This window comes from Metabacillus flavus, assembly GCF_018283675.1.
Classification (GTDB): domain Bacteria; phylum Bacillota; class Bacilli; order Bacillales; family Bacillaceae; genus Metabacillus_B; species Metabacillus_B flavus.
The window spans coordinates 1,062,674-1,084,581 of sequence record NZ_JAGVRK010000001.1 but is presented as its reverse complement, the minus strand read 5'-3'; the positions used below and the strand labels follow the sequence as shown (position 1 = coordinate 1,084,581).

Sequence of the window (21,908 nt, the reverse complement as noted above, 5' to 3'; positions counted from 1 at the left end):
CTTACATAATAGTAAAAAGAACCTCCACTTAAGGAAGTTCCGTTTACGATTATTTCGATAAATAATAATCCTGTGCATAATAAGCCCTGAATCCGCACGATTCATACAGCTTCAATGCGCGGGTGTTTTTTGCCTCCACCTCTAGAAAAACAGAATTGCCTTTAGCTGTTTCCTCTTTCAGGATGCGGAACAGTGTTTTTCGGCCAATCCCTTTTTTCTGATGCTCCGGAGAAACAGCAAACCCATAAATCCACGCTTCTCCTTTTTCACCTGCGACCCGCACTTTTCCAACCGCTTTTCCATTGTACTCAATTATCCAGAACTCATGGTCCTGCTCCTGTTTCCTCTGCTTTGTGAACGCTTCTGCTTCTTCAAACGAGAATCCAAAGCAGTCTGCTTCTAGCTGAACCTCCAGTGCAAAATCCTCTTTTTCCGACGTTCGGAGAATGACGTCCTCTGAAACTGGAAGCGGCCCGCCCATCCATTTCATCTGATGCTCGGAAAAAGCAAAAGGGGCCTGGATCTCATCTAAGAAACCTTTTGCCGATTTGGAGTTAGAAGGCGCATTTAACAGGATTGTGTGATATCCCTGACTTCGTGCTTCTTCCAGGGCTTCCTTAAACATTGCAGAAAACAGGCCTTTACGGCGGTACCCTGGATTCACCATCCCGCACACCTCGACTTTATTGCCGAATCCATATAATCCTATGAAAGCCGCTAATCCATCTGTTTCATAATGAAAGAAGTCCTGCTTTACTCCGTTTTCCCGGTACTCCAGCATGTCCCAGTTGAGCTTTAACTGAATTCCATCCGCTTCTTCACATACCGCTTGAAGCTTTTTTATATCTGACAATTGTTCTTCTGAAAGCATGATTGTCCCCCTTTTGTCTGTTTTAGTCATTCTCTGTGAGGTACTGGAAATCCTTTAAGAACACTATTGAAAAAAGGGAATAAAAAGAGGAAGCGTCAATCGCCTCCACCACCGCCTCCGCCATCTCCGCCCCCGCCGCAGTCAAAGCCTCCGCCGTCTGATGACGAGTCACCTGAGTCACCTGAGTAAAAAAACGGGGTAAAACCTGAGCTGCTGCTGTTTCTGTTTCCCTGATGATTTTTCGTTCCCTTAATCGCTTTATAAATGATAAATGTTATTCCCGCTATAATAGCCAAACCTATCCATGCCATATGACGATTCCCCCAATCTTTTAGTATTCTCCGATTAAAATCCACCGCCCGAACCTCCATGTCCGGATCCTCCAATTTAATAGAATATCAACCAGATATAAGGGAAGACTATCCAGCAGGAAGGTGATAAAAATGAAAAAGTGGTGGATTTCCCTTTTTGCTTCCCTTGTAATTATATACGGCTGGAACCTGGAAAAGGTTTCATTTTCCAGTTATTCAGCACAAGCAGCGAAAACCCCTGATTTCACGGCTGCAGCGAAAAAAGAAGCGGTAAAAGTTTATCCGTTAAGCCAGGTCATTATGGCGAAACAAATTTTCGAGCAGACAAAAAAAGACCAATCGCTGAAACAGTATCATCTGACACTTGCAGAAGGACAGAGAACAATTCAAGTGATTGTTGTGATTCATTACAAAACGGGAAGCAAAAAGGTTCAATCTGTACAGGTGCATGAAATGAAATAAGCACAGGCCTGCTTTCATGAAGCAGGTTTTTTTAGATTTCAGCCCCTTCGTAACCTTTGAGTTTTCTGCCGGTACCGTTCTTTTAATTATCATCCCGTATAGAAAAAAGAGCCCGACTTCACACCTGGGCTCTCTATTTAGTGATCCCTTCCGAGGCTAATCGCTTTCTTTATATCCTTCAGCGAGCTTGAACTTCCATACATGAGCACCCCGCCTTTGTATACACGCGAACCGAAATAAGCAAGCAGATAAATGGAAACAATCAAAATAAAGATTGACAGTCCAACCTCCCAGAACGGAACATCCAGCATCCCTACCCTTAGGAACATAATCATCGGAGCGAAAAATGGTATAAAGGATGTTACCGTAACAAACGTATTATCCGGGTTGCCAAGATTGAACATCGCAATCATGAAGCCGGCAACGACGATGAATATCATCGGGGTAATCATCTGCTGAACGTCTTCGATTCTGCTTACCAGCGAGCCAAGGAACGCCGCCAGTGTAGCAAAAAGGAAATAGCCAAGAAGGAAAAAAATGAAGCAATACGCAATGGTTGCAGGAGATGTATTTGAAATGCCCATTACCCCGCCGCTCATCGCATCAATTTGAGCCATTTTATCTTTGACAGCAAGGAATCCGACACCAATCATGATCGCAAGCTGCGTTAAGCTGACAAGAGCAATTCCCAAAATTTTAGCGAACATCTGCTGAATCGGCGAGATGCTTGAGATCAGGATTTCCATTACTCTGGAGGATTTTTCCGTTGCTACCTCCATGGCAATCATGCTCGCATACGTAATGACAGAGAAATAAATGACAAACAGCATGACATAAACAAGTCCGCGGGCCTGATTCAATTCTTCCTCAGACTTTGCATTTTCCTGAAGTGCGATCTTTTCCATTTCCACTGGAGCAAGAAGCTTTGAAATCTGAGCAGTATCCACACCGAGTTTTTCTGTACCTATCGCCACCTTTGTCTGCTGCAGCGACTGATCAAGACTGTACGCGAAACCGGTATCAACGACAGATTCAGCGTTAAAGGTTCCCTCCGGCAAGCCTTCTGCATCAATTTTCAGCACCACATAAGCATCTAGCTTTCCGTCAAGCACCTGTTTTTTGAGAGTGGCTTCATTTTCTGATGATGGCTTAATCTCCAAATCCTTATCAAGTGCTTCTGCATTTTGGCGGAACGGCTCGAAAAGTGAGCCGCTTTCGTCAATTACAGCAATTTTTTTCGGTTCGTTTTTATTGAACATCTCCATTACATTCTGCAGATTGGAAATGCCGAATATTAAAAGAAGGGAAATACCGGTTGTAATCAGAAAAGATTTTGACTTAATTTTGTTTTGGTATGTATACATCATAACAACCCAAAATTTACTCATAGGATGCACCTACCTTCTCAATGAAAATATCATTTAAAGACGGTTCTTCCAAGACGAATTTCCGGATAAATCCTTTATTTTGAATGGCTGCCAGCACATCCTGGGACACTTCCTCGCCGGTTACCTGGAGCCTGATGCCTTCCGACGTTTTCTTATGCTTGATTACACCTGGAACATCACTGAGATAAGCTAAATCAAAATCAGCATGAATGATTACATTTTTCTTTCCAAAGGACCGTTTGATATCCTTTAGTCCGCCATGAACAACCGGCTTTCCTTTATGCATTATGCATAAATGGTTGCACATCTCCTCAACATGCTCCATTCGGTGGCTTGAGAAAACGATCGACGTACCCTGCTCCCTCAATTCTTCAACCGCCTCTTTCAAAAGCTCAACGTTCACCGGATCAAGCCCTGAGAAAGGTTCATCCAAAATTAGCAGCTTCGGCTTGTGAAGCACTGCCGTGATAAATTGGATTTTCTGCTGATTTCCTTTAGACAGCTCTTCTACTTTTTTATTCAAGTACTCTGGCACCTTAAAGCGATCAAGCCATCTAATCAGTTCTTTTTCTGATTCGTTTTTGTTCATACCTTTTAATTTAGCCAAATATACAAGCTGGTCCTTCACCTTAAGTTTCGGGTAAAGGCCTCTCTCCTCTGGCAAATAGCCGATTTGATCAGTGGTCTTGTAATTAATGGGCTCTCCCTGCCAGCTGATTTCACCGCCGCTTGGATGCAGAAGCCCAAGAACCATTCTGAATGTGGTCGTTTTTCCCGCACCATTCGCTCCTAAAAAGCCGAAAATCTCTTTCTCTGGTATTTCAAGATTCAGCTGATTGACAGCTGTATGTGCACCGAAATTCTTCGTTACTTTATTTAACATCAAAGCCATAAGTATCCCTCCTCTAATGATTAGTTACGTGCCTGCTGGTAAAAAGTTTCAATTTTATCTTAAATGATTAAAACTGAAGTTAGAAGAAGGATTTTCGGAATTCGTTTCCGAAATAATAATAGATGACGATTTTAATGATGCAAAGGGGAGACAGCGATGGGAAAGTACTACTTAACAGTATTTGAAAAAAATGGGGAAAAGCTGCTGGATGAAAGCTTCGAGGCAGCCAGCGAGCAGGAAGCAAAGGATCTCGGAATTCAAAAACTCGAGGAAAAAAATTATACAAAGAAAACGCACCGCTGTGTGAATGCGGCCGGCAAGATGGTGTTATTTGAGCGTTAGGAAAAGAGGTGCTATATGCACCTCTTTTGTGTGTTTGCCTATTCTATAGCATTTGAATTACTTACCTGAAAACTGAGGCTGTCTTTTTTCTAAGAAAGAAGAAATTCCTTCTCTGTGATCATTTGTTTGTCTCATCTTATATTGAGAAGAGGTTTCTAGACTTAAAATGGATTCAAGATCTGCTGCACTTCTGGATGTGTAAATGCGTTTTGTCTCAATCATGGCAGCAATTGGTTTTTCAAGCCATTCAGAGATTTTCTCTTCAACTGCCGCTTTCATATCCCCTGCCACCATTTGATCGATAAGGCCTGCTTGCTTCGCATCTTCGCTTGAGAGTCTTCTTCCCTCCCAGATCATCTGCTTCGCTTTCGTTTCGCCTAAACGTTTTTCCATAAAGAAGTGGCCGCCGCCGTCTGGAATCAGACCGATTCCGATGAAGTTCATAGAGAGAATCGCCGTTTCATGCGCGATTACATGGTCACATGCAAGTGCCAGGCTGAAACCAAGTCCCGCCGCCGCACCGTGAATGGCACTGATGGTGAGTTTCGGCATCGTATATAGCTCCGTAATCATTTGCGAGATGGTATACATGACGGATGAAAATGCGGACTCATCCATATCCGAAAGCATCGACTTAATATCACCGCCAGAAGAAAATCCTCTTCCCGCTCCTGAAATCACTAAAATATCGGCTTCACTATCGCGCACTTCTTTAAATGCTGCAAGAAGCTCACTCAGCATCTCACTGTCCATCGCATTCAGTACGTCCGGTCTGCTCATTTCGACTTTTGCAACTCTTCCCTCATACACTACATTTACTGTGTTCATTGCTTCATCCCCTTTAGTTTAATCGTTCAATGATGGTTGCGACAGCCATTCCGTGGCCGATGCAGATGGTCAAAAGTCCATAGCGGCCGTTTCTGCGTTCCAGTTCATGAAGCAGTGTCGTCATTAGTTTAACGCCAGTTGCTCCAAGCGGATGACCGAGTGCTATGGCCCCTCCGTTTACATTTACTTTCGCTCTGTCCGGTCCCAATTCCTTCATCCAGGCTAAAACGACAGGCGCGAAGGCTTCGTTTATTTCAAACAGATCGATGTCTTCAATCTTCAGCCCGGCTTTACCGAGCACTTTTTTCGTCGCTGGGATAACTCCATCCAGCATTAAAATCGGATCTGACCCAACGATTGTATTTGCGACAATTCTCGCGCGGGGCTTGAATCCCATTTCTAGCGCTTTGTTTTTTTCCATCAGCAGCACAGCCGCAGCCCCGTCACTCATCTGGCTGGCATTTCCCGCTGTAATGACACCATTTTCTTTAAAAACAGGCTTCAATGCTGCCAGGGCTTCCACTGATGTATCAGCACGAGGTCCTTCGTCCTGTGCTACTGTGATAGTATTTCCGTCACGGTCAATTCCTGTTACAGGGAAAATTTCCGCATCGAATCTTCCATTTTTCTGAGCCGCAAGCGCCTTCTGGTGGCTTTCAAATGAAAATTGATCCAGTTCTTCCCGTGTAAGGTTGTATTTTTCTGCAATAAGTTCGGCCGATACTCCCTGATGAACAAAGTCATATTTTCCCTTTAAAGAAGGGGGAATGGTTTGATCATTTCCATCGCTCAAAATCGGCACCTTAGTCATGCTCTCCACTCCTGCGGCGACCGTAATGTCCATATCTCCGGACGTAATTTCCTGGCAGGCAAACTGGATCGCCTGCAATCCTGAACCGCACATCCGATTCAGCTGAACAGATGGCACGGTTACTGGAAAACCAGCATCCAGAGAAGCCAGGCGGCCAATGTTTAAGCCCTGTTCCCCGATAGAACTGACACATCCCATGACCACATCTTCGATTAGGCTTGGATCTAATCCCGAACGCCGAGTCAATTCTTTAAGGATTCCAGAAGCCAGATGCACCGGATGCGTTTCGCGGCAGACTCCCTTTCTCTTGCCTGCGGGTGTGCGGACCGCTTCAATGATGACGGCTTCTCTGCTCATTGCTTACTCGTCTCCCTTTGAACAGTATAAGTATAAAAACCTTTTCCCGTTTTTCGTCCAAAATGACCTGCTTCAACCATTTTTCTCAAACTCTGAGGGGGCAAAAAGCGATCGCCGTAGGCAGCGGTCATTCCTTCGCTGACGAACAGCATCGTATCAAGTCCTATAAGATCGGCAAGCTCCAGCGGTCCCATTGGATAGTTCAGACCCAATCGGATGGCTTTATCAATATCTTTGGCATTTGCCACCCCTTCTTCATGCATCCTTATGCATTCCAGCAGATGTGCAGTAAGAGCCCTTGTCGTGACAAAGCCCTGCCGATCCTTGACGAGAACCGTTTCCTTCCCTATTTCCTGTGAAACCTCTTCAACGGCTTTAATGGTTTCAGGTGATGTATCCTCGCCCTGCACAATTTCAATCAGCCTCATGACCGGCGCAGGATTGAACCAGTGCATACCGAGTACTTTATCCGGCCGGCTTGTCGCAGCCGCAATCGCTGTAACACTTAATTCAGATGTATTTGTGGCCAAAATGGCTTCCTCCGGCGCCAGCCGGTCGATTTCCTCAAATACTAGTTTTTTTAATGAGAGTGATTCCGGAACCGCCTCTATGACAAGCTCTGCATCCTTTACGGCTTCCCACACATCATGAACGGGATGAATATGCTCCATAACCGTGAAAACAGCCTCTTCATTCATTGTCCCTGCTTTAACGAAGCGCTGCAGGCTTTTTTCAATAGAGTCTTCTGCCCTTTTCAGAGACTGTTTGGAGGAATCATAGAGTTTGACCCGTTTCCCTCCCATTGCAAGCGACTGGGCAATGCCGCTTCCCATTAACCCTGCCCCGATCACCGCTATTTTTGTAAGGCCCATAAGCTTCTCCCCCTATTTAAAGTCCCATCTTTTTCGCAATAATCGTTTTCATGATTTCGTTTGTGCCGGCGTAAATGGCCATAACCGGAATATCACGGTACCGTCTGGCAACCTCGTATTCCTCCATGTATCCATACCCGCCATGCAGCTGTATTCCTTCTGCGGCTATGCGCTTTGCCATGTCAGTGAGCCACCATTTAGCCATTGATACCTTTTGAACGGCATCCTTTCCTTCCATATGCTCCTGAATGGCTTCATTTAAAAATGAACGGCCAATTTGCACTTCGGTCGCCATTTCAGCAAGACGGAATTGAACGGTTTGGAGCTTGCTGATTGATTTTCCAAAGGCTTCACGGTCCTTCACATAATCGGTCGTAAGTTCCAAAATCCGTTCCGCAGAAGCCTGCGCACAAATTCCGACAAGCAGCCGCTCCTGCTGAAGCATCTGCATGAGATAGTAGAAGCCTTTTCCTTCTTCCCCAAGCAGGTTCTCTGCAGGTACGATCGCATCTTCAAAATACAGCTCAGCTGTATCCTGGGCATGCAGCCCCACCTTGTCGAGCTTTTTCCCTTTGTGAAAACCGATGGTTTCTTTCTCTACAGCAATCAGGCTGATTCCTTTATGCGCAGGAACCGCCTTCGGATCTGTTTTACAGACGACGATCACAAGGTCCGCATGTATACCGTTCGTAATGAACGTTTTCGAACCATTCAGCCTGTAGGAATTGCCCTCTTTCACCGCAGTGGTCTTGATCCCCGCTAAATCCGAACCTGCTCCGGGTTCGGTCATGGCAATGGCGGTAATCAAGTCGCCGGTTACACAGCCGGGCAGCCAGCGCTGCTTTTGCTCTGTTGTTCCGAATTCATGAATATATGGGACGGTGATATCGCTATGAAGTCCGAAACCGATCAGACTTGAGCCGACCTTCTCCATTTCTTCATTCAAGATGACGGAATAGCCAAAATCTGCATTCAGTCCGCCGTATTCTTCATCGACCCATGGACATAAATAACCTTCCTTCCCCGCTTTGATCCAAAAATCTCTTGGAATAAGACGGTCCTTTTCCCATTTCTCATAAAAAGGCACGGCTTCCTTCTGCAAAAACTTCCTCAAAGAACTTCTGAAAATGGCATGCTCTTCTTTTACATAGACGGCTGCTGTCATTGCTGCTTCATCCTTCCCGTTACGCTTGTGTATGTGCGGCAAGCTGCTCCCTCAGCAGGAACTTCTGGATTTTCCCGCTTGCATTTCTTGGCAGCTGTTCAGTAAAAATATATTTTCGCGGTCGCTTATAGGCCGCTAACCGGCTTCCTTCCTTGCAAAAAATTTCAAGATCATCCTCTGTCAATTCTGGATTTTTCTTTACAATATACGCCACCACGGTTTCGCCCCATTTTTCATCCGGCTCTCCGAGAACGGCTGCGTCAAGAACACCTTCATGCTCATACAGAGCGTCTTCCACCTCGCGCGGATATACGTTTTCTCCGCCGCTGATTATCATGTCATCCACACGGTCTGCAACGAACAAATAGCCGTCTTTATCCAAATAACCGAGGTCTCCAGAGTGATACCACCCTTTATACAAAGCCTTCTCACTCGCCTCCGGTCTTTGATGATAGCCTGCCATTACGGATGGGCCCTTAACGAGAATTTCCCCCACCTCATAAGGCTTGAGCCGGTCATCCGGTTCGGCCGGTCCCTCTTCATTCGGACGTGCGATAATCAGTTCATGCCCAAAGCATACTCTTCCTGCAGAACCGGCCTTTGTCAGCTGTTCATCCTCAGCAAGGAAGGTCACAGCCGGACCCATCTCCGTCATGCCATATGCCTGAACCAGATCAATACCAACCGCCTCTTTTAGGGCTTTTACTAAAGCAGGAGCCATTGGGGCAGCACCATAAAGACCAACCCTCATACTGCTGAAGTCAGCTAACCCCAAGTCTTCCTGCAGGAGCATATTCCACATCGTCGGGGCTCCGAACATAATAGTAACCTGATCTTTTTCTATAACATCCAGGACCTGCTTAGGATCAAAATGGTGCAGAATTACATTTTTAGCCCCAATCAATACTCTTGGAAGGAAGCAGCAATGAAGCTCGGCACAGTGAAACATCGGAGCGGCTGTCAGACCGCAGTCATTTGGAGTGAGCCGAAGTGCCATAGCGCAAACCATCGCCTGATCAATCATGTCACGGTGCCTGTGAAGCACGCCTTTTGGACGGCCCGTTGTCCCGCTCGTGTACATAATGGCATACAAATCATCCTCAGCAACCTCTGTCTGCACATCATGAACAGGAGCGGATTTCACCTTGTCATGATAATAGGACGCATACGATGGAGGAGCCGAATCAATGGACCAGAAAAGCGTATAGGGGAATTGCTCATGCAGCGCATCAATTTCAGGTGTGAGAGCTTTCTCAAACAGTACGAGCTTCGGAGAACAGTCCGTTAAAATAAATGCTACTTCCTGTGATTTCAAGCGAAAATTAATCGGGTTCAGCACTGCCCCAATCTTTGCACAGGCAAAGAACACCGTCGCAAGCTCCGCACAGTTAAAAAGGAAAGTGGAAACACGGTCTCCCTTTTTCACCCCAGCTTCATGAAGAGCATTTGCACATTGATTCACATCTGTCTTCCATTCGCTGAAAGTCCTTCTTATACCGCGAGAAACATCAGCAAGCGCCTCTTTATCCCTGCCCTTTTCCGCCGCTAAATCAAAAAGCTTCCCGATTGATGAATACATCGTATCCCCTCCAAATTTGGAATCGCTTTCATTTTTTCTGTAAAAATGAATGTCTCTCTATATACTTTCCTATCATTCTGGTAAAATCCTTCTTTTGCGCCATAAAAAATGAGCGGGCATTCAATCATGCCCGCTCGGCTGAAATAATCATATATGCTTAACCATCAAAACCTGAAGACCTTTTTCTCCTTCATTGAAGGTATGCTCTGTCTCCTGGAATCCAAGATGCTGATAGTATGGCAGATTTGACAGCTTTGTCGTGCACCAAAGCACATCAATTCCATTTTGTGCTAAAAGGTTCTCACCGAACAGAATAAGTGTCTGCCCTCTTAACTCATTGCGGTGACCGGGATCAATTGCAAGCCCTCTAAGGCGGTACATGCTTTTACCGCTTAATTTAGCATGCTGCTCCTTATAAAAAGAGGCTGCCCCGACAAGCTGATCCTTCGCAAACGCTCCAATATGTATGGTATCTTCGTTTTCATCTCCGGTATACTTGCTCTCTTCCAATGGCGAGTCCGGTGAAATCACCATCTGGCGAAGCGGAATCGCTTCCATTGATTGAATTGGTTTTATCTCAAACATAATAAGATCCTCCTGTCCTAAAGCAAAACCTATAGGAAATTCTATTTTAAAAGACGTATCGGGGGATGTAAAGTTACAGATTGTGAGAAATGAAGAGATTGGCTGGATGCAGTTCAGCAGGTCTGAACGCGGTTCGCAGTATTTGGACTACTTACTGCATGATGCCTGGGTAATGCGTTTTCAGCATATAATTTGCAATTTCATCATATATTTCAGAATTTCATCATAATCTGGAAAAATTCATCATAACCCGGAGGAATTTCATCATAAACCAAAAAAATTCATCATAAACCGAAAATTTTTCATCATAAACCAAATCAGTACCTGGGTCCGGTCCGCATTGCCTGGCATCGCGTCCTTTATGATCGAAAACTTCAATATATTTTCGATTCGGGACGTTTCGACCTGCCGGATTCCGATCCAGTAGCAAACTTAAACTATACAGCCGCACTCCACACAGGTTTTTGCCCCGCCGACCATCATTATAACGCCCGCTTACCCAATCTGATTCACTATTATCTTTTCAAAGCCTCATCCTTTTTTCACCTCCCCAAACATATCTCCCCCGCTACCATCAATCCTGCACAACTGAAAAAAGCCCGGCTCTCCGGCCGGGCTTTCCAAAAACCTTATACCTCTTCCTTAACACCAAACAGTTCCCTCATAATCCGAATTTTCTCTTCTGTATAATGCTTATACCCATCATTATACGATTTTGGATCCTTCGGGTTGTTGAAGTGTGAGATCTTTCCCGTTTCAGGATCGCGGAATTTACTGGCGGCTCCGCAGCCAAGTCCGAGTATGGTCTGCTGTTCTTCCATAATCATGATGTTGTAAAGGGAGTCCTGTCCTTCAAGCGCATATCCTACGTTCTCCAGATTCCCGAGGATATTCTTTTGACGGTAAAGGTAATACGGCTCATATCCGTTTTTCGCAGTCCAGTCAACAGCCAGTCCCATCATGTCGCTTGTCTCTTCTCGGCTCGCCACCTTATAGCGCTTTTTGTTCTGGGTCATTTCGGATGCGCGTTTGAATGAGAGCGTATGAACGGTGAGCGATTCAGGCATAAGCTTTTCCGTTTCAGCAAGAGAGTGCGCCATTTCCTCCACCCCTTCATTTGGCAGTCCAATGATCAGGTCCATGTTGATATTGTTCATGCCGTGTTTGCGGGCAAGATGGAACTTTTCAATCGTTTCTTCCACAGTATGGTGGCGTCCGATTGCCTTTAGTGTTTCCTGTGTATAGGACTGCGGATTGATGCTGATGCGGTCAATGCTGTATTTCTTCAGGACATCCAGCTTTTCAGGTGTGATCGTATCAGGGCGTCCTGCTTCAACGGTCACTTCCCGGATGTTCTTCACATCGGGGAAGACTTCCATCATGCGTTCGTACAGCATGTCCATTTCCTCTGCAGAAATACTTGTTGGCGTTCCTCCGCCGTAATAGACAGTCGTAATTTTGATGCCGCTTTCCTTCAGGTACTTTCCGATCTCTTCCATTTCGTAGTGGAGACCTCCAAGGAACGAATCGACTCTGCCTTGTTTTCCATTCATAGCGAACGCAGGGAATGTGCAGTAAGCGCATTTAGTCGGGCAAAATGGAATTCCGATGTAAATGCTGATTTCCCTGCCGAGGTCATAGAGATCGGGAATCACCTTTAATTGACGGTCCACAATGCTTTGCATGAGCTGTATTTTTTGTTCGGTAATTAAATATTCTTCCCGCAGCTTATGGTGGGCTGCTTCTTTCGTCATGCCGTCCTGCAGCATTTTGTGAAGCAGTTTGACCGGGCGCATTCCTGTCAGGATGCCCCACTGCTGAATAATGCCGGTATGCTCTTGAAGCAGCATGAGGTATACGCGGGCCAATGTGTTTTTAATCTGTTTAAACCGTTCCTTTTCTATAGAGAAAGCAGTCAGATCCTTTTCGTGGCTTGCCGTATAGGTGCGGCAGCCTGCTTCCGCGATTCCGGAAACGAGAACTGATTGTCCGCGGTCTTCAATCACAATAGACGCGGTTAAATCTGCTTCACCTTCTTCAAACAAAAGTTCTGTCTCTTCAAAAAACAAATTGGAAATCAGTCTAAGCGGCCGATGAAACCGTTCATCCTGATTTCCTTTTATATATATACGCAACATAATCACCTTTTAGGAAAAATTTAAAAACTGTCCTTAGTGTACATGATGGGGGATGCGAACACAATAAGGGCTTACTTGCAAAACTCCTCAATCACCTGGGACTTCATTTCTTCAATCGGAAAGTGATCCGGATAGCTGCAAATCATCAGCATAATGCCATTGAGAGTGGAGGAAAAAAGCAGGGAACGTTTCCTCGGGTCTTGAATACCTAGCATTTCGAAAATCCTGCTCTGAATTTCAAAATTTCTTTCAAACTCCTTCTTCAGGATATCCGCATATTTTGCGAGTACCTGATCCTGATGGGGCTGGGTTTGAAGATTCATATAAAAACGGTAAAGCTCAGGATTCTGAAACACGTTATCCAGCGTTCCTTCCGCTATGTGGCAAAGCTTTTCTTTAGGTGTCCTTTTGGTGAGGGCACCATCCATCACAGCCCGAAGGTTTTCAATCCTCATCTGGATCATTGCCTCAAGGAGGCCTTCCTTGCCTTGGTAATAATGATAAAGCAGCCCTTTTGAGACTTGGGCAAGTTTAGTCACTTCTTCAATAGAGGTGGAGTGATATCCCTTTTTTATGAAGAGGTCTAAAGCAGCAGTTAATAATCTTTCGCTGCTTTGCTTTCTTATCTTCTCATAAGCTTCAGGGGTGCGCGGCATTAGTGTTTAGCTTCCTCCTTTATAAACTCTAAAATATTTTCGGCAATTTCTTCAGGATGAGTCAAGGTGGACATATGATCGGCACGGGGGATAATGACAAATTCAATGGACGGAATTTTGTCATAATGTTCTCTTATTTGATACATATCTTCAAATTCCTTCGTTCCCTGAATAAAAAGAGTAGCGGCTTGCATTTCTTTAAGTCTTTGAATCGCCGGAGGCTCGGGCCAAATGATTTCGTAACTTTTCCATTCGGTAAGAGCTTTTCTTACATACGTCCTCATCATTTCTCCAAAAAGAGCAAAATGCTCGGAAGTTTTAATGATTGAGTGATGGGGGCCGTTCATAATATGTTCAGCAATGCCGTTGATATCGCGGGGTGCTGAATTTATTTTGTTCATCCAAAAGTTATACTGCTGTGAATATTCATAACCGGTTAATGAGGGAGAAATTAAGATGAGCTTCTCAATGCGTGAAGGATCTGTTAATGCAAAATCTGCAGCTACCTGCCCGCCTCTTGAATGCCCGACCAATGTGGCTTTTTCAATGTGAAGACCGTCCATAAGCATTCTTAAATCGTCGACTAAGTTCATCGGTTCAACCGGAGACGGAGACTTTCCTGACCCTCTGACGTCATAAGCAATGACTTGGCACGTTTTAAGAAGATAAGGGATGATGAAAACCCATTCACGCAAATCCGTTCCAGGCCCGTGAATGAGAATAACGGGGCGGCCGCTGCCTTGAACTTCGGCATGCAAATCCATATAAGCCCTCCTAATTTATCTGACATGTCCATCCTATCTTATGATTGAACTTCTGGTCAATGAAAAACCTACGCAATGCACTTCAGGATAAAGGCTCTTCTTTTTCGCATCACTGCCACATATACATGTTACAGCATGATTTGGATTGAAGGAGTGAAGGATATGGCAGAAAGACCGCCTATTTTACAGCAGGGTGATACCATCGGAATCGTTACACTTGGCAGTCCGCTTGATGAGGCAAAAATCAACCAGGGGATTGCAACTTTAAGAGGCATGGGATTTAAGGTTGTCCTTGGTGACTACGTATACACTGTAAACGGTTTTCTGGGCGGAACCGATGAACAGAGGGCAGCGGATTTAATGAAGATGTTTTCCAATCCGGAAGTTAAAATGATCCTGCCGACAAGAGGCGGGGTGGGTGTTGCCGGAATTCTTCCTTATCTTGATTATTCAATTATCCGTCAAAATCCAAAAATACTGAGCGGCTACAGTGACATTACGGTATTGCAAAATGTCTTATTCCAATATGCAGATTTAATTACGTTTCAGAGTCTGCTGCTGCTTGATTTTGTGCCGGAAACCCCGGCCTATAATTTTCAGCAGTTTTTTGCCGCCACGGCTACCCTCCAATCCCCTCGTCAAATTACAAATCCTCCCGGGATTCCTCAGGTCAGCAGAATACCTGGAAATGTAACAGGCCAAACGGTTGGGGGGAACCTAACTTCCTTTACGGATGTGCTTGGAACGATTTATGACATTGATACAAATGGAAAGATTCTCATTATTGAGGAGACGGAAGAACCCATTAATAAAATCTACCGATATGTTAACCATCTTAAGCTTGCAGGAAAACTAGAAGATTGTGCCGGAATTGTTCTCGGTGAATGCACAAAATGCGAAACTGCATACGGAAAATCCTATGAAGACCTTATCAATGAATTTTTTATTCCTCTTGGAAAACCGCTTATGACAAACGTAACGACGGCACACGGATATTATAAGGCAGCCATTCCAATCGGGGCCCGCGCAAATTTAAATACATCTGCTAATACCTTCACCATTCTTGAACCAGGTGTTCGACCTTCATAAGTTCTTATGCAGAGGCCATACATTATGGATCCTGACCCTGGCAAAACGTTCTCGTCTCCCCCCCTTCCCCATGGTCTGTACCCCCAAAAAAGGCCAACCCCTCAGGGTCAGCCTTTCTCTTATTGGTCCAGCTTAATTTTGTCCAAGTATCCAAGCCGGTACTGTTTTCTGAAATGTTCTTTGATCATGTAGGCAACTCCGGAATCTTCATTGGAGCGTGTGACCCAGTCGGCCGCCTGCTTAACTTCAAACGGCGCCTGGCCCATAGCGACACCAAGTCCGGCATTTGCAATCATATCCCTGTCATCCGAGCTGTCTCCAATCGCGACAACTTCGCTCATCGGTATCTTAAGATGGCTGCAAAGAAGCTCCAGTCCGGTTGCTTTGGTCACTCCTTTAGCCATTAGATCAAAGCGGAGTGCATTCCGGTCTGAAATGGTCACCTCATTAAAAGTTTCATTCAGAAAAGCAGCAGCCGCCTCTTTCTCCCTTTTGCTCTGAAAAAGCACTTCCAGCTTTGGAGCATCAATTGGTTCATCTCTTAATGCATCACCAAGTGATTCTACATACTGGTTCGGATAGAAAAGCGGTTCAGAGGACTGGATGACCGTACTGCCTGTCATATGAGGCGTGACCTTAACCCTGTTCCCGATGCTGTAGCGCTCATGAATGATCCGGATATGGCATTCATAGTTTTCGAGCACCTGAACAAGGCTATACGTCAGCGTTTCTCCAAGTCTTCTTTCAAAAAGCGGCTCATCTATTTTTTCTGCGATAAAGGCGCCGCTGTGAGTAACCAAAAACGATTCTAGTTTTAAGGCTCTCGCAAGTTTTCTGGCGGACTGGAAATGGCGGTTTGTTACAAGCGAGACGTACACACCTTTTTTCTGCACAAATTCAATGGCTTCTCTTGTCGCCTGATGAAGGCGGCCATTTGAGCGAAGCAGCGTTCCGTCTATGTTCAATGCAAGCATGCGGTAAACCACGCAGGCTCCCCCTCTCTTGATGTCTGAAGTTGTTCCCTTATCAGCGTATGAAGAGGATTATGAGGGTAGAACAAGACGGCTTGCCCGCGTCAGACTTTTTTCAAAAGAAAGACTTCTGATTGGAAGTCTCCGCCTCTTTCAGCGTGCTTGGCATTGACTCCGTTGAATTCAGTCGATAAGTTCAGTCCTCTACTCATTAGTTCATCACCCATATAGGTCCTGGAACGGCCCTCAATCGAATAGGCTGCTTGAGGATTAAGCCCGGTCAGCTTAATCACCTGCTCTTTTTTCGGATTCGGAACAGCCAGTGTTTTATACCAGCCGGCGATGGCTGCAGACTGATCCTTCGCCACAATCATCCAAAGCAATTCGTTCGATGTGAACGGACTGATCAGTCTGTAAAAATCTCCGTCCCGGATCAGGGTGCGAAGCTGCTTGTATTGCGCAATCTGCCCTTTCACTTCTTCCTTCTCTTCCTCTGTCATGCGATTGGGATCCAGTTCATAGCCGAACGTTCCAAAATACGCGACATCTCCCCGTGTTTTAAGCGATGTCTTTCTCATGGTCTGATGATTCGGAATATCCGATACGTGAGAGCCCATGCTGTAGATAGGATACACAAAAGAAGAACCGTATTGAATCTTCATTCTTTCAGCTGCATCCGTATCATCGCTCGTCCATGCCTGAGGAGCGTAGTAAAGCATGCCGGCATCGAAGCGGCCTCCTCCTCCCGCACATGATTCAAAGAGGACGTCCGGGAATTCTGAGGTGAGCCGTTCGTACAGATCATAAACGCCTAAAATATAGCGATGAAAAAACTCACCCTGCCGATCCCTGCCCAAAGAAGCAGAATAAGCTTCTGTAATATTCCGATTCATATCCCATTTGATGTAGCTGAGTTTGGCAGAGCGGATAAAGAAAGACATCCGTTCATACAAATAGTCAACGACTTCCTTGCGGGTATAATCGAGCACCCATTGATTTCGTCCATAGGATTTAGGACGCTCGGGATCATGAACCACCCAATCCGGGTGCTTCTCAAATAAATCGCTTTCCTCATTAACCATCTCCGGCTCAAACCATAAACCAAACTGCAGACCTTCTCCGCGTATCGATTTGGAAAGGGCTTCTATTCCTTCCGGCAGCTTGTTTTCATCCACATACCAATCTCCAAGTGAAGATGTGTCATCATTCCGTTTTCCAAACCACCCGTCATCGAGAACGAAAAGTTCGATTCCAAGTTCTTTTGCCCTTCTCGCAATTTGCGTAATCTTCTCTGCACTAAAGTCAAAATACGTAGCTTCCCAATTATTAATGAGAACCGGTCTTTCTTTATCGCGCCAGTTTGGCGAAATCAAATGTTTCCGGAATAAATCATGCACACTTTTTGTTAATCCGTTCAGCCCTTGATCCGAATAGGTCAATACAGCCTCAGGAGAGTGGAAAACCGCACCTGGATTCAGGTTCCAATTAAATTGGAAGGGATGAATTCCCATTGTGATTCTCGTCGTGTCGTAATGGTCTACCTCGGCCTGGGCGAGAAAATTTCCGCTGTAAATGAAATGAGCGCCAATTGCTTCTCCCAGTGTCTCGGTTGTTTCCTGGCGGCGAAGTGCTATAAATGGGTTATGGTGGTGCGAGCTCGCTCCTCTTGCACTTGAAATGGACTGAATGCCGGTCTCAAGCACACGCTCCTTCAGATGGCGCTCCCTTGACCAGGTCCCGGAAAGATGCATCATCGTATAGTCACGGTCATTTAAATCAAGCGACAGACTCATCACCCGTTCAAGCTGAACGTTTTCAGTGCCGATATTTTCTACTGTCGTCCTCCTTGCAATAACAGGAAGATGCTCGAATAGGGTGTAGTTCAAGATCAGCTTCAGTCCGGCTGTCCGGTCGATCAGAGTAATAGCGAGATTCTTCGCTTCCCCTTGCTCCGCAAAGGTAGCTGGCATGCCTGGAATTCGTTCCTTCCCATCCGTAATGGCATATGCCTCGTATTCAAAGCGGTGGACAGAGCTTCCGTTTTCTCTTCTAATCGAAAGAGCCGGCTCCCGGAAGTCTGTAGTTCCGTAGCCCGGATATTCCTGTCTTAATGTTTCCAGGGAAAAGGCAGGGTCGTTTTTTTCAACATGGCAGCTAGCCGCTGTGGGAACAAACGCATTCTGAAAATGGGAAAAATCCTCCTGGTGCTTCAGCGCTTTTCCATAGTATAAATGGCCAAGCTCCCCGTTTTTCATCACGTGAAAAATATAGCTGATCTGTCCGTTCGTTAAGTGAAATTGCTTTGTTGATTCGTTGGTATGGATTGGCATGGGGGTTCCTCCTCTTATCCGATATCGGGTTGATCTGACAATTCAACCATGCTCGATGAAGTCTCTTCAAGCTCCAGCACAAGTATTTCGTTTTCTCCCTCTCTTAAAAGGGGCGCCGGTATGTAAAGGCTTACTTGAGGCCCTTCTGTTTGCCAATAGCGGCCCAGGTTGAAGCCGTTCACCCATACATATCCTTTTGTCCATCCGGCTAAATCGACGAATGTATCCGCACATTCTTTTGCCTTAAAGGTACCTTTGTAAAATCGCGGAAACCTTGTATCTGTTCCCTGAAGCCAATCAACTTGCTCAGGGTTCAGTTCAATCGGAATTACTTCCCAATTAAACCAGTACTGCTGGCCGATCCATAGGTTTTGAATAATGCCTTTCCGGTCTTTTAAATGCTTGCCGTAGTTTACCCGGCCCATATTTTCCACCAGAATTTCAAGGACATTTATGGACTGATCAAAGGGCAGCGTAATCATTTTCTCCGTATCATTCCGATAGATGGTCTTCACATGCTTTCCATTTATATAGATAAGCGCCCGGTCTCTGATCGGCGAAATATCCATCTCCAGCTCTCCCTGCTTCTCTACCTTAGTACGATAAAGAATCATTCCATAGCTTTGATCAAACTCTTCCATTGCTCTGGGAGCAATGGCTTTAAGAGTCGATAGATTTTGAATCCCATCAAACAGGCTGGTGCTTTCCGATAATGCCACCTTGCCGTATGTTTTTTTCTCACCGGGCTCCGGATCCTCTTCAGGAACCTCCTTATACCTGGTCAATATCTCTTTCACTGCAAAATATTTATCTGAGGGATCTCCCCATTCTGTCAGCAATGCGTCATAATCATAGCTTGTGATCGTCGGAGTATACGTTTCGTAATGGTTGGCTCCATTCATAAAGCCGAAGTTCGTTCCTCCATGGAACATATAAAAGTTAACGGATGCCCCTTTGGAAAGGATGGTTTCATATACAGCCGTCATTTCCGCTGCGTCCCTTCTGTGGTGCTCACCGCCCCAGTGGTCAAACCAGCCGATCCAAAACTCCGCACACATTAGAGGCGAGCCCGGCCTGAACCTTTCCAGCGCGCTGAACGCTTCCTCCGGCCTGGAGCCAAAGTTCAGCGTAGTTACCGCTTCCTCCAGCGAACCATGCTGGATAAACTCGGGACCATCAGAAGTAAAGAGCAGGACATCTATTCCCTCCTGCTGATAAAGCTTCCTTAAATATTTCAAATATTGCTGATCATTTCCATAGGCTCCATATTCATTTTCAATTTGCATCGCGATGACCGGTCCGCCATTTCCAGATAAATAAGGCACCAGCTTCGGCAGGAGAACGTGAAAATATTCGGTCAAGTGATTCAAAAACGCAGGATCGGAGCTTCGAAGCTCCATATCCTGTCCCTTCAGCAGCCAGGCAGGCAGACCGCCGAATTCCCACTCCGCGCAAATATATGGCGCTGGCCGCAGGATCACATGCAGACCCAATTTATCCGCTGTCTGAATAAATCTTTCCAAGTCTGCCATTCCTTCAAACTGGAAATCTCCTTTTTTCGGCTCATGCACATTCCATGGAATATACGTTTCAACCGTATTCAAACCGAGCATCTTCAACTTTTTCAATCGGTCTTCCCAGTATTCCGGCACCACTCGAAAATAATGGATGCTTCCTGATAGGATTTGAAAAGGTTCTTCGTTCAGAAAAAATTGTCCGTCCTTTGCTGTCAGCATAGAAACCCTCCTTATTTAACAGCACTTCCAAGCATTCCTGATATAAATTGTTTCTGTAGAACAAGGAAGAAGATAATGATTGGAATGGTCGCTATGGAAACACCCATCATCACTTGTCCATAATCAATGTACGATAATCCCATTAAACTGGAAAGAGCTACAGGGAAAGTATGCATAGATGAATCATTCAATACAACGAGCGGCCATAGGAAGTTATTCCACTGAGTCATGAATAAGAAAATGGATGCAGCCGCAAGAGATGGCCTCATAGCCGGCATGACGACTTTTGCGAAAATCTTTAATTCACTCGCCCCATCAAGACGCGCCGCTTCAATCAGCTCAGTCGGAAAAGCCAGGAAATTCTGCCGCAGCAGAAAAATGGCAAAAGGATAACAGATTTGCGGAGCAATGACCGCAAAATACGTATTCAGCCATCCTGCCGAAGACATCATTTGAAAGAGCGGAATCAAGGTTGCCTGATAAGGAATCATCATGGAAAGCAGAAAAGCTGTAAAGATCAGATTTTTCCCTTTAAATTCTAACTTCGCCAGTGCATAAGCAGCGAGAGAACATACAATCAATGCGGAAACGACATACAGCAGGGAAACAAACAATGAGTTAAATAACACTCTTGATACATCAATAGCGGAATTCAGGTTCTGATAGTTTTCCACGAGCTTCGTTCCGGGAAGCAGCGTTGGAGGATTCGTAAACATTTTCCCGGATTCATTTGTAGACCCGATGAACATCCAGTAGAAAGGAAAAATAGAGACGACTAGAAAAATTCCCAGCATTGCATACATGCCTATTTTTTGCGGAAGCTTCCTGTTCTTTTTTTCCTGTGTCATAGGTACACTTTTTACTGCTTCCATTATCGATCACCTGCCACTTTAAATTGGATGAAGGTCAAGATTGCTACTAGTACAACTACCACATAAGCAATGGCGGATGCATAGCCAAATTGGAAATATTCAAAACCGTTCTGATAAATGTAAAGTCCCAGCGTCATCGTTGAATCTGCCGGTCCCCCTTTAGTCAGGTTAAATGGCTCATCGAACAATTGCAGTGTTCCAATCGTGCTCAATGTACCGGCAAACAGGATGACGGGCTTTAACTGAGGGATGGTGATATGAAAGAATTGACGGATCTTTCCTGCACCATCCAATGAGGCTGCTTCATAAATTTCCTCAGGAATATTTTGAAGAGCAGCAAGGAAAATGACCATGTTGTAGCCCGTCCATCTCCATGTCATCGCAAGAATAATCGATGCCTTTGCCCAAAACCCATCCGAAAGCCAGGGGACGGCTGCAATTCCAAGATAGCTCAACGCGTTGTTGATAATCCCTTCCTCCTGAAGCATGATCGAGAAAAGGATGGAATAGGCAACAAGAGAGGTTACAGCTGGAAGGAAAAAGGAAACCCTAAAAAATCCTTTCAGCTTTAATAGCTGGCTGTTCAATGCTCCTGCTAAGACTATGGCGAGCAGCAGCATGATCGGCACCTGAAAAACGAAAATGATAAACGTATTCTTCAGTGCTGTCCAAAAAATCTCGTCATTAAAGAGACGAATATAGTTGTTTAATCCGTTAAATGCATAAGATCCTGCCTCAAACTTCTGAAAGCTTAAAATAAATGAAGCAGCGACAGGGTATACGGTAAATATGAGAAACAAAACCAGTGCCGGAGCTAAAAACCAATAAGGAAACAATCGTGAACGACTCATCTGCAATCCCGCCTTTAGTAGAGAAAGAGCTAAATCCC

Annotated in this window: 21 protein-coding genes; 3 read left to right on the top strand and 18 right to left on the bottom strand. The window is 45.2% G+C overall.

Going from position 1 to position 21,908, the window contains the following annotated elements; translation table 11 throughout:
- Positions 1-49 precede the first annotated feature (49 nt).
- Positions 50-871: a GNAT family N-acetyltransferase gene (locus J9317_RS05665; RefSeq protein ID WP_211556908.1), complete on the bottom strand. Its 822-nt coding sequence runs from the start codon at positions 869-871 to the stop codon at positions 50-52.
- Between the two features lie 95 nt (positions 872-966).
- Complete coding sequence (locus J9317_RS05660) at positions 967-1,242, bottom strand: hypothetical protein (protein ID WP_211556907.1); 276 nt, start codon at positions 1,240-1,242, stop codon at positions 967-969.
- 72 nt (positions 1,243-1,314) lie between these two features.
- Here J9317_RS05660 and J9317_RS05655 point away from each other — a divergent pair, with 72 nt between their 5' ends.
- Positions 1,315-1,644: a DUF3889 domain-containing protein gene (locus J9317_RS05655; protein ID WP_211556906.1), complete on the top strand. Its 330-nt coding sequence runs from the start codon at positions 1,315-1,317 to the stop codon at positions 1,642-1,644.
- 137 nt (positions 1,645-1,781) lie between these two features.
- Here the strand turns inward: J9317_RS05655 and J9317_RS05650 are convergent, their stop codons facing one another.
- Together J9317_RS05650 and J9317_RS05645 are read right to left on the bottom strand one after the other, a co-directional pair.
- Positions 1,782-3,032 carry an ABC transporter permease gene (locus J9317_RS05650; protein ID WP_211556904.1) on the bottom strand — a complete coding sequence of 417 codons (1,251 nt, stop codon included), beginning with the start codon at positions 3,030-3,032 and terminating at the stop codon, positions 1,782-1,784.
- Positions 3,025-3,924: an ABC transporter ATP-binding protein gene (locus J9317_RS05645; protein WP_211556902.1), complete on the bottom strand. Its 900-nt coding sequence runs from the start codon at positions 3,922-3,924 to the stop codon at positions 3,025-3,027. Before J9317_RS05645 ends, J9317_RS05650 begins: the two co-directional genes overlap by 8 nt.
- A gap of 156 nt (positions 3,925-4,080) precedes the next feature.
- Here J9317_RS05645 and J9317_RS05640 point away from each other — a divergent pair, with 156 nt between their 5' ends.
- A complete protein-coding gene (locus J9317_RS05640; protein ID WP_035406504.1) occupies positions 4,081-4,266 on the top strand; it encodes a YhzD family protein in 186 nt (61 codons plus the stop codon).
- A 57-nt stretch (positions 4,267-4,323) separates the two neighbouring features.
- On the opposite strand, the gene J9317_RS05635 is transcribed toward J9317_RS05640, so the two are convergent.
- The 9 genes from J9317_RS05635 to J9317_RS05595 form a co-directional block, all read right to left on the bottom strand.
- Positions 4,324-5,094, bottom strand: coding sequence for an enoyl-CoA hydratase (locus J9317_RS05635; RefSeq protein WP_211556900.1), 771 nt, complete (start codon positions 5,092-5,094; stop codon positions 4,324-4,326).
- A gap of 13 nt (positions 5,095-5,107) precedes the next feature.
- Positions 5,108-6,262: a thiolase family protein gene (locus tag J9317_RS05630; protein WP_211556897.1), complete on the bottom strand. Its 1,155-nt coding sequence runs from the start codon at positions 6,260-6,262 to the stop codon at positions 5,108-5,110.
- Positions 6,259-7,134, bottom strand: a complete 876-nt coding sequence (locus tag J9317_RS05625; RefSeq protein WP_211556895.1) for a 3-hydroxyacyl-CoA dehydrogenase family protein — start codon at positions 7,132-7,134, stop codon at positions 6,259-6,261. The genes J9317_RS05630 and J9317_RS05625 overlap by 4 nt, the downstream gene beginning before the upstream one ends.
- A 16-nt stretch (positions 7,135-7,150) precedes the next feature.
- Positions 7,151-8,299, bottom strand: a complete 1,149-nt coding sequence (locus J9317_RS05620) for an acyl-CoA dehydrogenase family protein (RefSeq protein WP_211556894.1) — start codon at positions 8,297-8,299, stop codon at positions 7,151-7,153.
- Between the two features lie 19 nt (positions 8,300-8,318).
- A complete protein-coding gene (locus tag J9317_RS05615; protein WP_211556893.1) occupies positions 8,319-9,878 on the bottom strand; it encodes a fatty acid--CoA ligase in 1,560 nt (519 codons plus the stop codon).
- A gap of 147 nt (positions 9,879-10,025) precedes the next feature.
- Positions 10,026-10,463: a GNAT family N-acetyltransferase gene (locus tag J9317_RS05610; RefSeq protein WP_211556892.1), complete on the bottom strand. Its 438-nt coding sequence runs from the start codon at positions 10,461-10,463 to the stop codon at positions 10,026-10,028.
- 629 nt (positions 10,464-11,092) lie between these two features.
- The gene (locus J9317_RS05605) at positions 11,093-12,598 is read right to left on the bottom strand and encodes a coproporphyrinogen III oxidase (protein ID WP_211562144.1); all 1,506 of its coding nucleotides are present in this window, start codon (positions 12,596-12,598) and stop codon (positions 11,093-11,095) included.
- Between the two features lie 74 nt (positions 12,599-12,672).
- Entirely contained in the window at positions 12,673-13,257 is a 585-nt protein-coding gene (locus tag J9317_RS05600) for a TetR/AcrR family transcriptional regulator (RefSeq protein ID WP_211556891.1), read from the bottom strand.
- Entirely contained in the window at positions 13,257-14,021 is a 765-nt protein-coding gene (locus J9317_RS05595; RefSeq protein ID WP_211556889.1) for an alpha/beta fold hydrolase, read from the bottom strand. The genes J9317_RS05600 and J9317_RS05595 overlap by 1 nt, the downstream gene beginning before the upstream one ends.
- A 162-nt stretch (positions 14,022-14,183) precedes the next feature.
- On the opposite strand from J9317_RS05595, the gene J9317_RS05590 reads away from it, so the two are divergent.
- Entirely contained in the window at positions 14,184-15,110 is a 927-nt protein-coding gene (locus tag J9317_RS05590; protein ID WP_211556887.1) for a S66 peptidase family protein, read from the top strand.
- Between the two features lie 119 nt (positions 15,111-15,229).
- On the opposite strand, the gene J9317_RS05585 is transcribed toward J9317_RS05590, so the two are convergent.
- From J9317_RS05585 to J9317_RS05565, 5 genes are all read right to left on the bottom strand, one after another.
- Positions 15,230-16,096, bottom strand: coding sequence for a Cof-type HAD-IIB family hydrolase (locus J9317_RS05585; protein WP_211556885.1), 867 nt, complete (start codon positions 16,094-16,096; stop codon positions 15,230-15,232).
- An 89-nt stretch (positions 16,097-16,185) separates the two neighbouring features.
- Positions 16,186-18,411, bottom strand: coding sequence for an alpha-galactosidase (locus J9317_RS05580; RefSeq protein ID WP_211556883.1), 2,226 nt, complete (start codon positions 18,409-18,411; stop codon positions 16,186-16,188).
- A 14-nt stretch (positions 18,412-18,425) separates the two neighbouring features.
- Positions 18,426-20,147, bottom strand: a complete 1,722-nt coding sequence (locus J9317_RS05575; RefSeq protein ID WP_211556881.1) for a glycoside hydrolase family 35 protein — start codon at positions 20,145-20,147, stop codon at positions 18,426-18,428.
- A gap of 11 nt (positions 20,148-20,158) precedes the next feature.
- A complete protein-coding gene (locus J9317_RS05570) occupies positions 20,159-21,019 on the bottom strand; it encodes a carbohydrate ABC transporter permease (protein ID WP_249292012.1) in 861 nt (286 codons plus the stop codon).
- The gene (locus J9317_RS05565; RefSeq protein WP_211556879.1) at positions 21,019-21,870 is read right to left on the bottom strand and encodes a carbohydrate ABC transporter permease; all 852 of its coding nucleotides are present in this window, start codon (positions 21,868-21,870) and stop codon (positions 21,019-21,021) included. Before J9317_RS05565 ends, J9317_RS05570 begins: the two co-directional genes overlap by 1 nt.
- Between the last annotated feature and the right edge of the window lie 38 nt (positions 21,871-21,908).

Coding starts and splice junctions, on each gene's coding strand:
- J9317_RS05665 (WP_211556908.1), bottom strand. CDS start 871: ATGCTTTCAGAAGAACAATTGTCAGATATAAAAAAGCTTCAAGCGGTA.
- J9317_RS05660 (WP_211556907.1), bottom strand. CDS start 1,242: ATGGAGGTTCGGGCGGTGGATTTTAATCGGAGAATACTAAAAGATTGG.
- J9317_RS05655 (WP_211556906.1), top strand. CDS start 1,315: ATGAAAAAGTGGTGGATTTCCCTTTTTGCTTCCCTTGTAATTATATAC.
- J9317_RS05650 (WP_211556904.1), bottom strand. CDS start 3,032: ATGAGTAAATTTTGGGTTGTTATGATGTATACATACCAAAACAAAATT.
- J9317_RS05645 (WP_211556902.1), bottom strand. CDS start 3,924: ATGGCTTTGATGTTAAATAAAGTAACGAAGAATTTCGGTGCACATACA.
- J9317_RS05640 (WP_035406504.1), top strand. CDS start 4,081: ATGGGAAAGTACTACTTAACAGTATTTGAAAAAAATGGGGAAAAGCTG.
- J9317_RS05635 (WP_211556900.1), bottom strand. CDS start 5,094: ATGAACACAGTAAATGTAGTGTATGAGGGAAGAGTTGCAAAAGTCGAA.
- J9317_RS05630 (WP_211556897.1), bottom strand. CDS start 6,262: ATGAGCAGAGAAGCCGTCATCATTGAAGCGGTCCGCACACCCGCAGGC.
- J9317_RS05625 (WP_211556895.1), bottom strand. CDS start 7,134: ATGGGCCTTACAAAAATAGCGGTGATCGGGGCAGGGTTAATGGGAAGC.
- J9317_RS05620 (WP_211556894.1), bottom strand. CDS start 8,299: ATGACAGCAGCCGTCTATGTAAAAGAAGAGCATGCCATTTTCAGAAGT.
- J9317_RS05615 (WP_211556893.1), bottom strand. CDS start 9,878: ATGTATTCATCAATCGGGAAGCTTTTTGATTTAGCGGCGGAAAAGGGC.
- J9317_RS05610 (WP_211556892.1), bottom strand. CDS start 10,463: ATGTTTGAGATAAAACCAATTCAATCAATGGAAGCGATTCCGCTTCGC.
- J9317_RS05600 (WP_211556891.1), bottom strand. CDS start 13,257: ATGCCGCGCACCCCTGAAGCTTATGAGAAGATAAGAAAGCAAAGCAGC.
- J9317_RS05595 (WP_211556889.1), bottom strand. CDS start 14,021: ATGGATTTGCATGCCGAAGTTCAAGGCAGCGGCCGCCCCGTTATTCTC.
- J9317_RS05590 (WP_211556887.1), top strand. CDS start 14,184: ATGGCAGAAAGACCGCCTATTTTACAGCAGGGTGATACCATCGGAATC.
- J9317_RS05580 (WP_211556883.1), bottom strand. CDS start 18,411: ATGCCAATCCATACCAACGAATCAACAAAGCAATTTCACTTAACGAAC.
- J9317_RS05575 (WP_211556881.1), bottom strand. CDS start 20,147: ATGCTGACAGCAAAGGACGGACAATTTTTTCTGAACGAAGAACCTTTT.
- J9317_RS05570 (WP_249292012.1), bottom strand. CDS start 21,019: ATGGAAGCAGTAAAAAGTGTACCTATGACACAGGAAAAAAAGAACAGG.
- J9317_RS05565 (WP_211556879.1), bottom strand. CDS start 21,870: ATGAGTCGTTCACGATTGTTTCCTTATTGGTTTTTAGCTCCGGCACTG.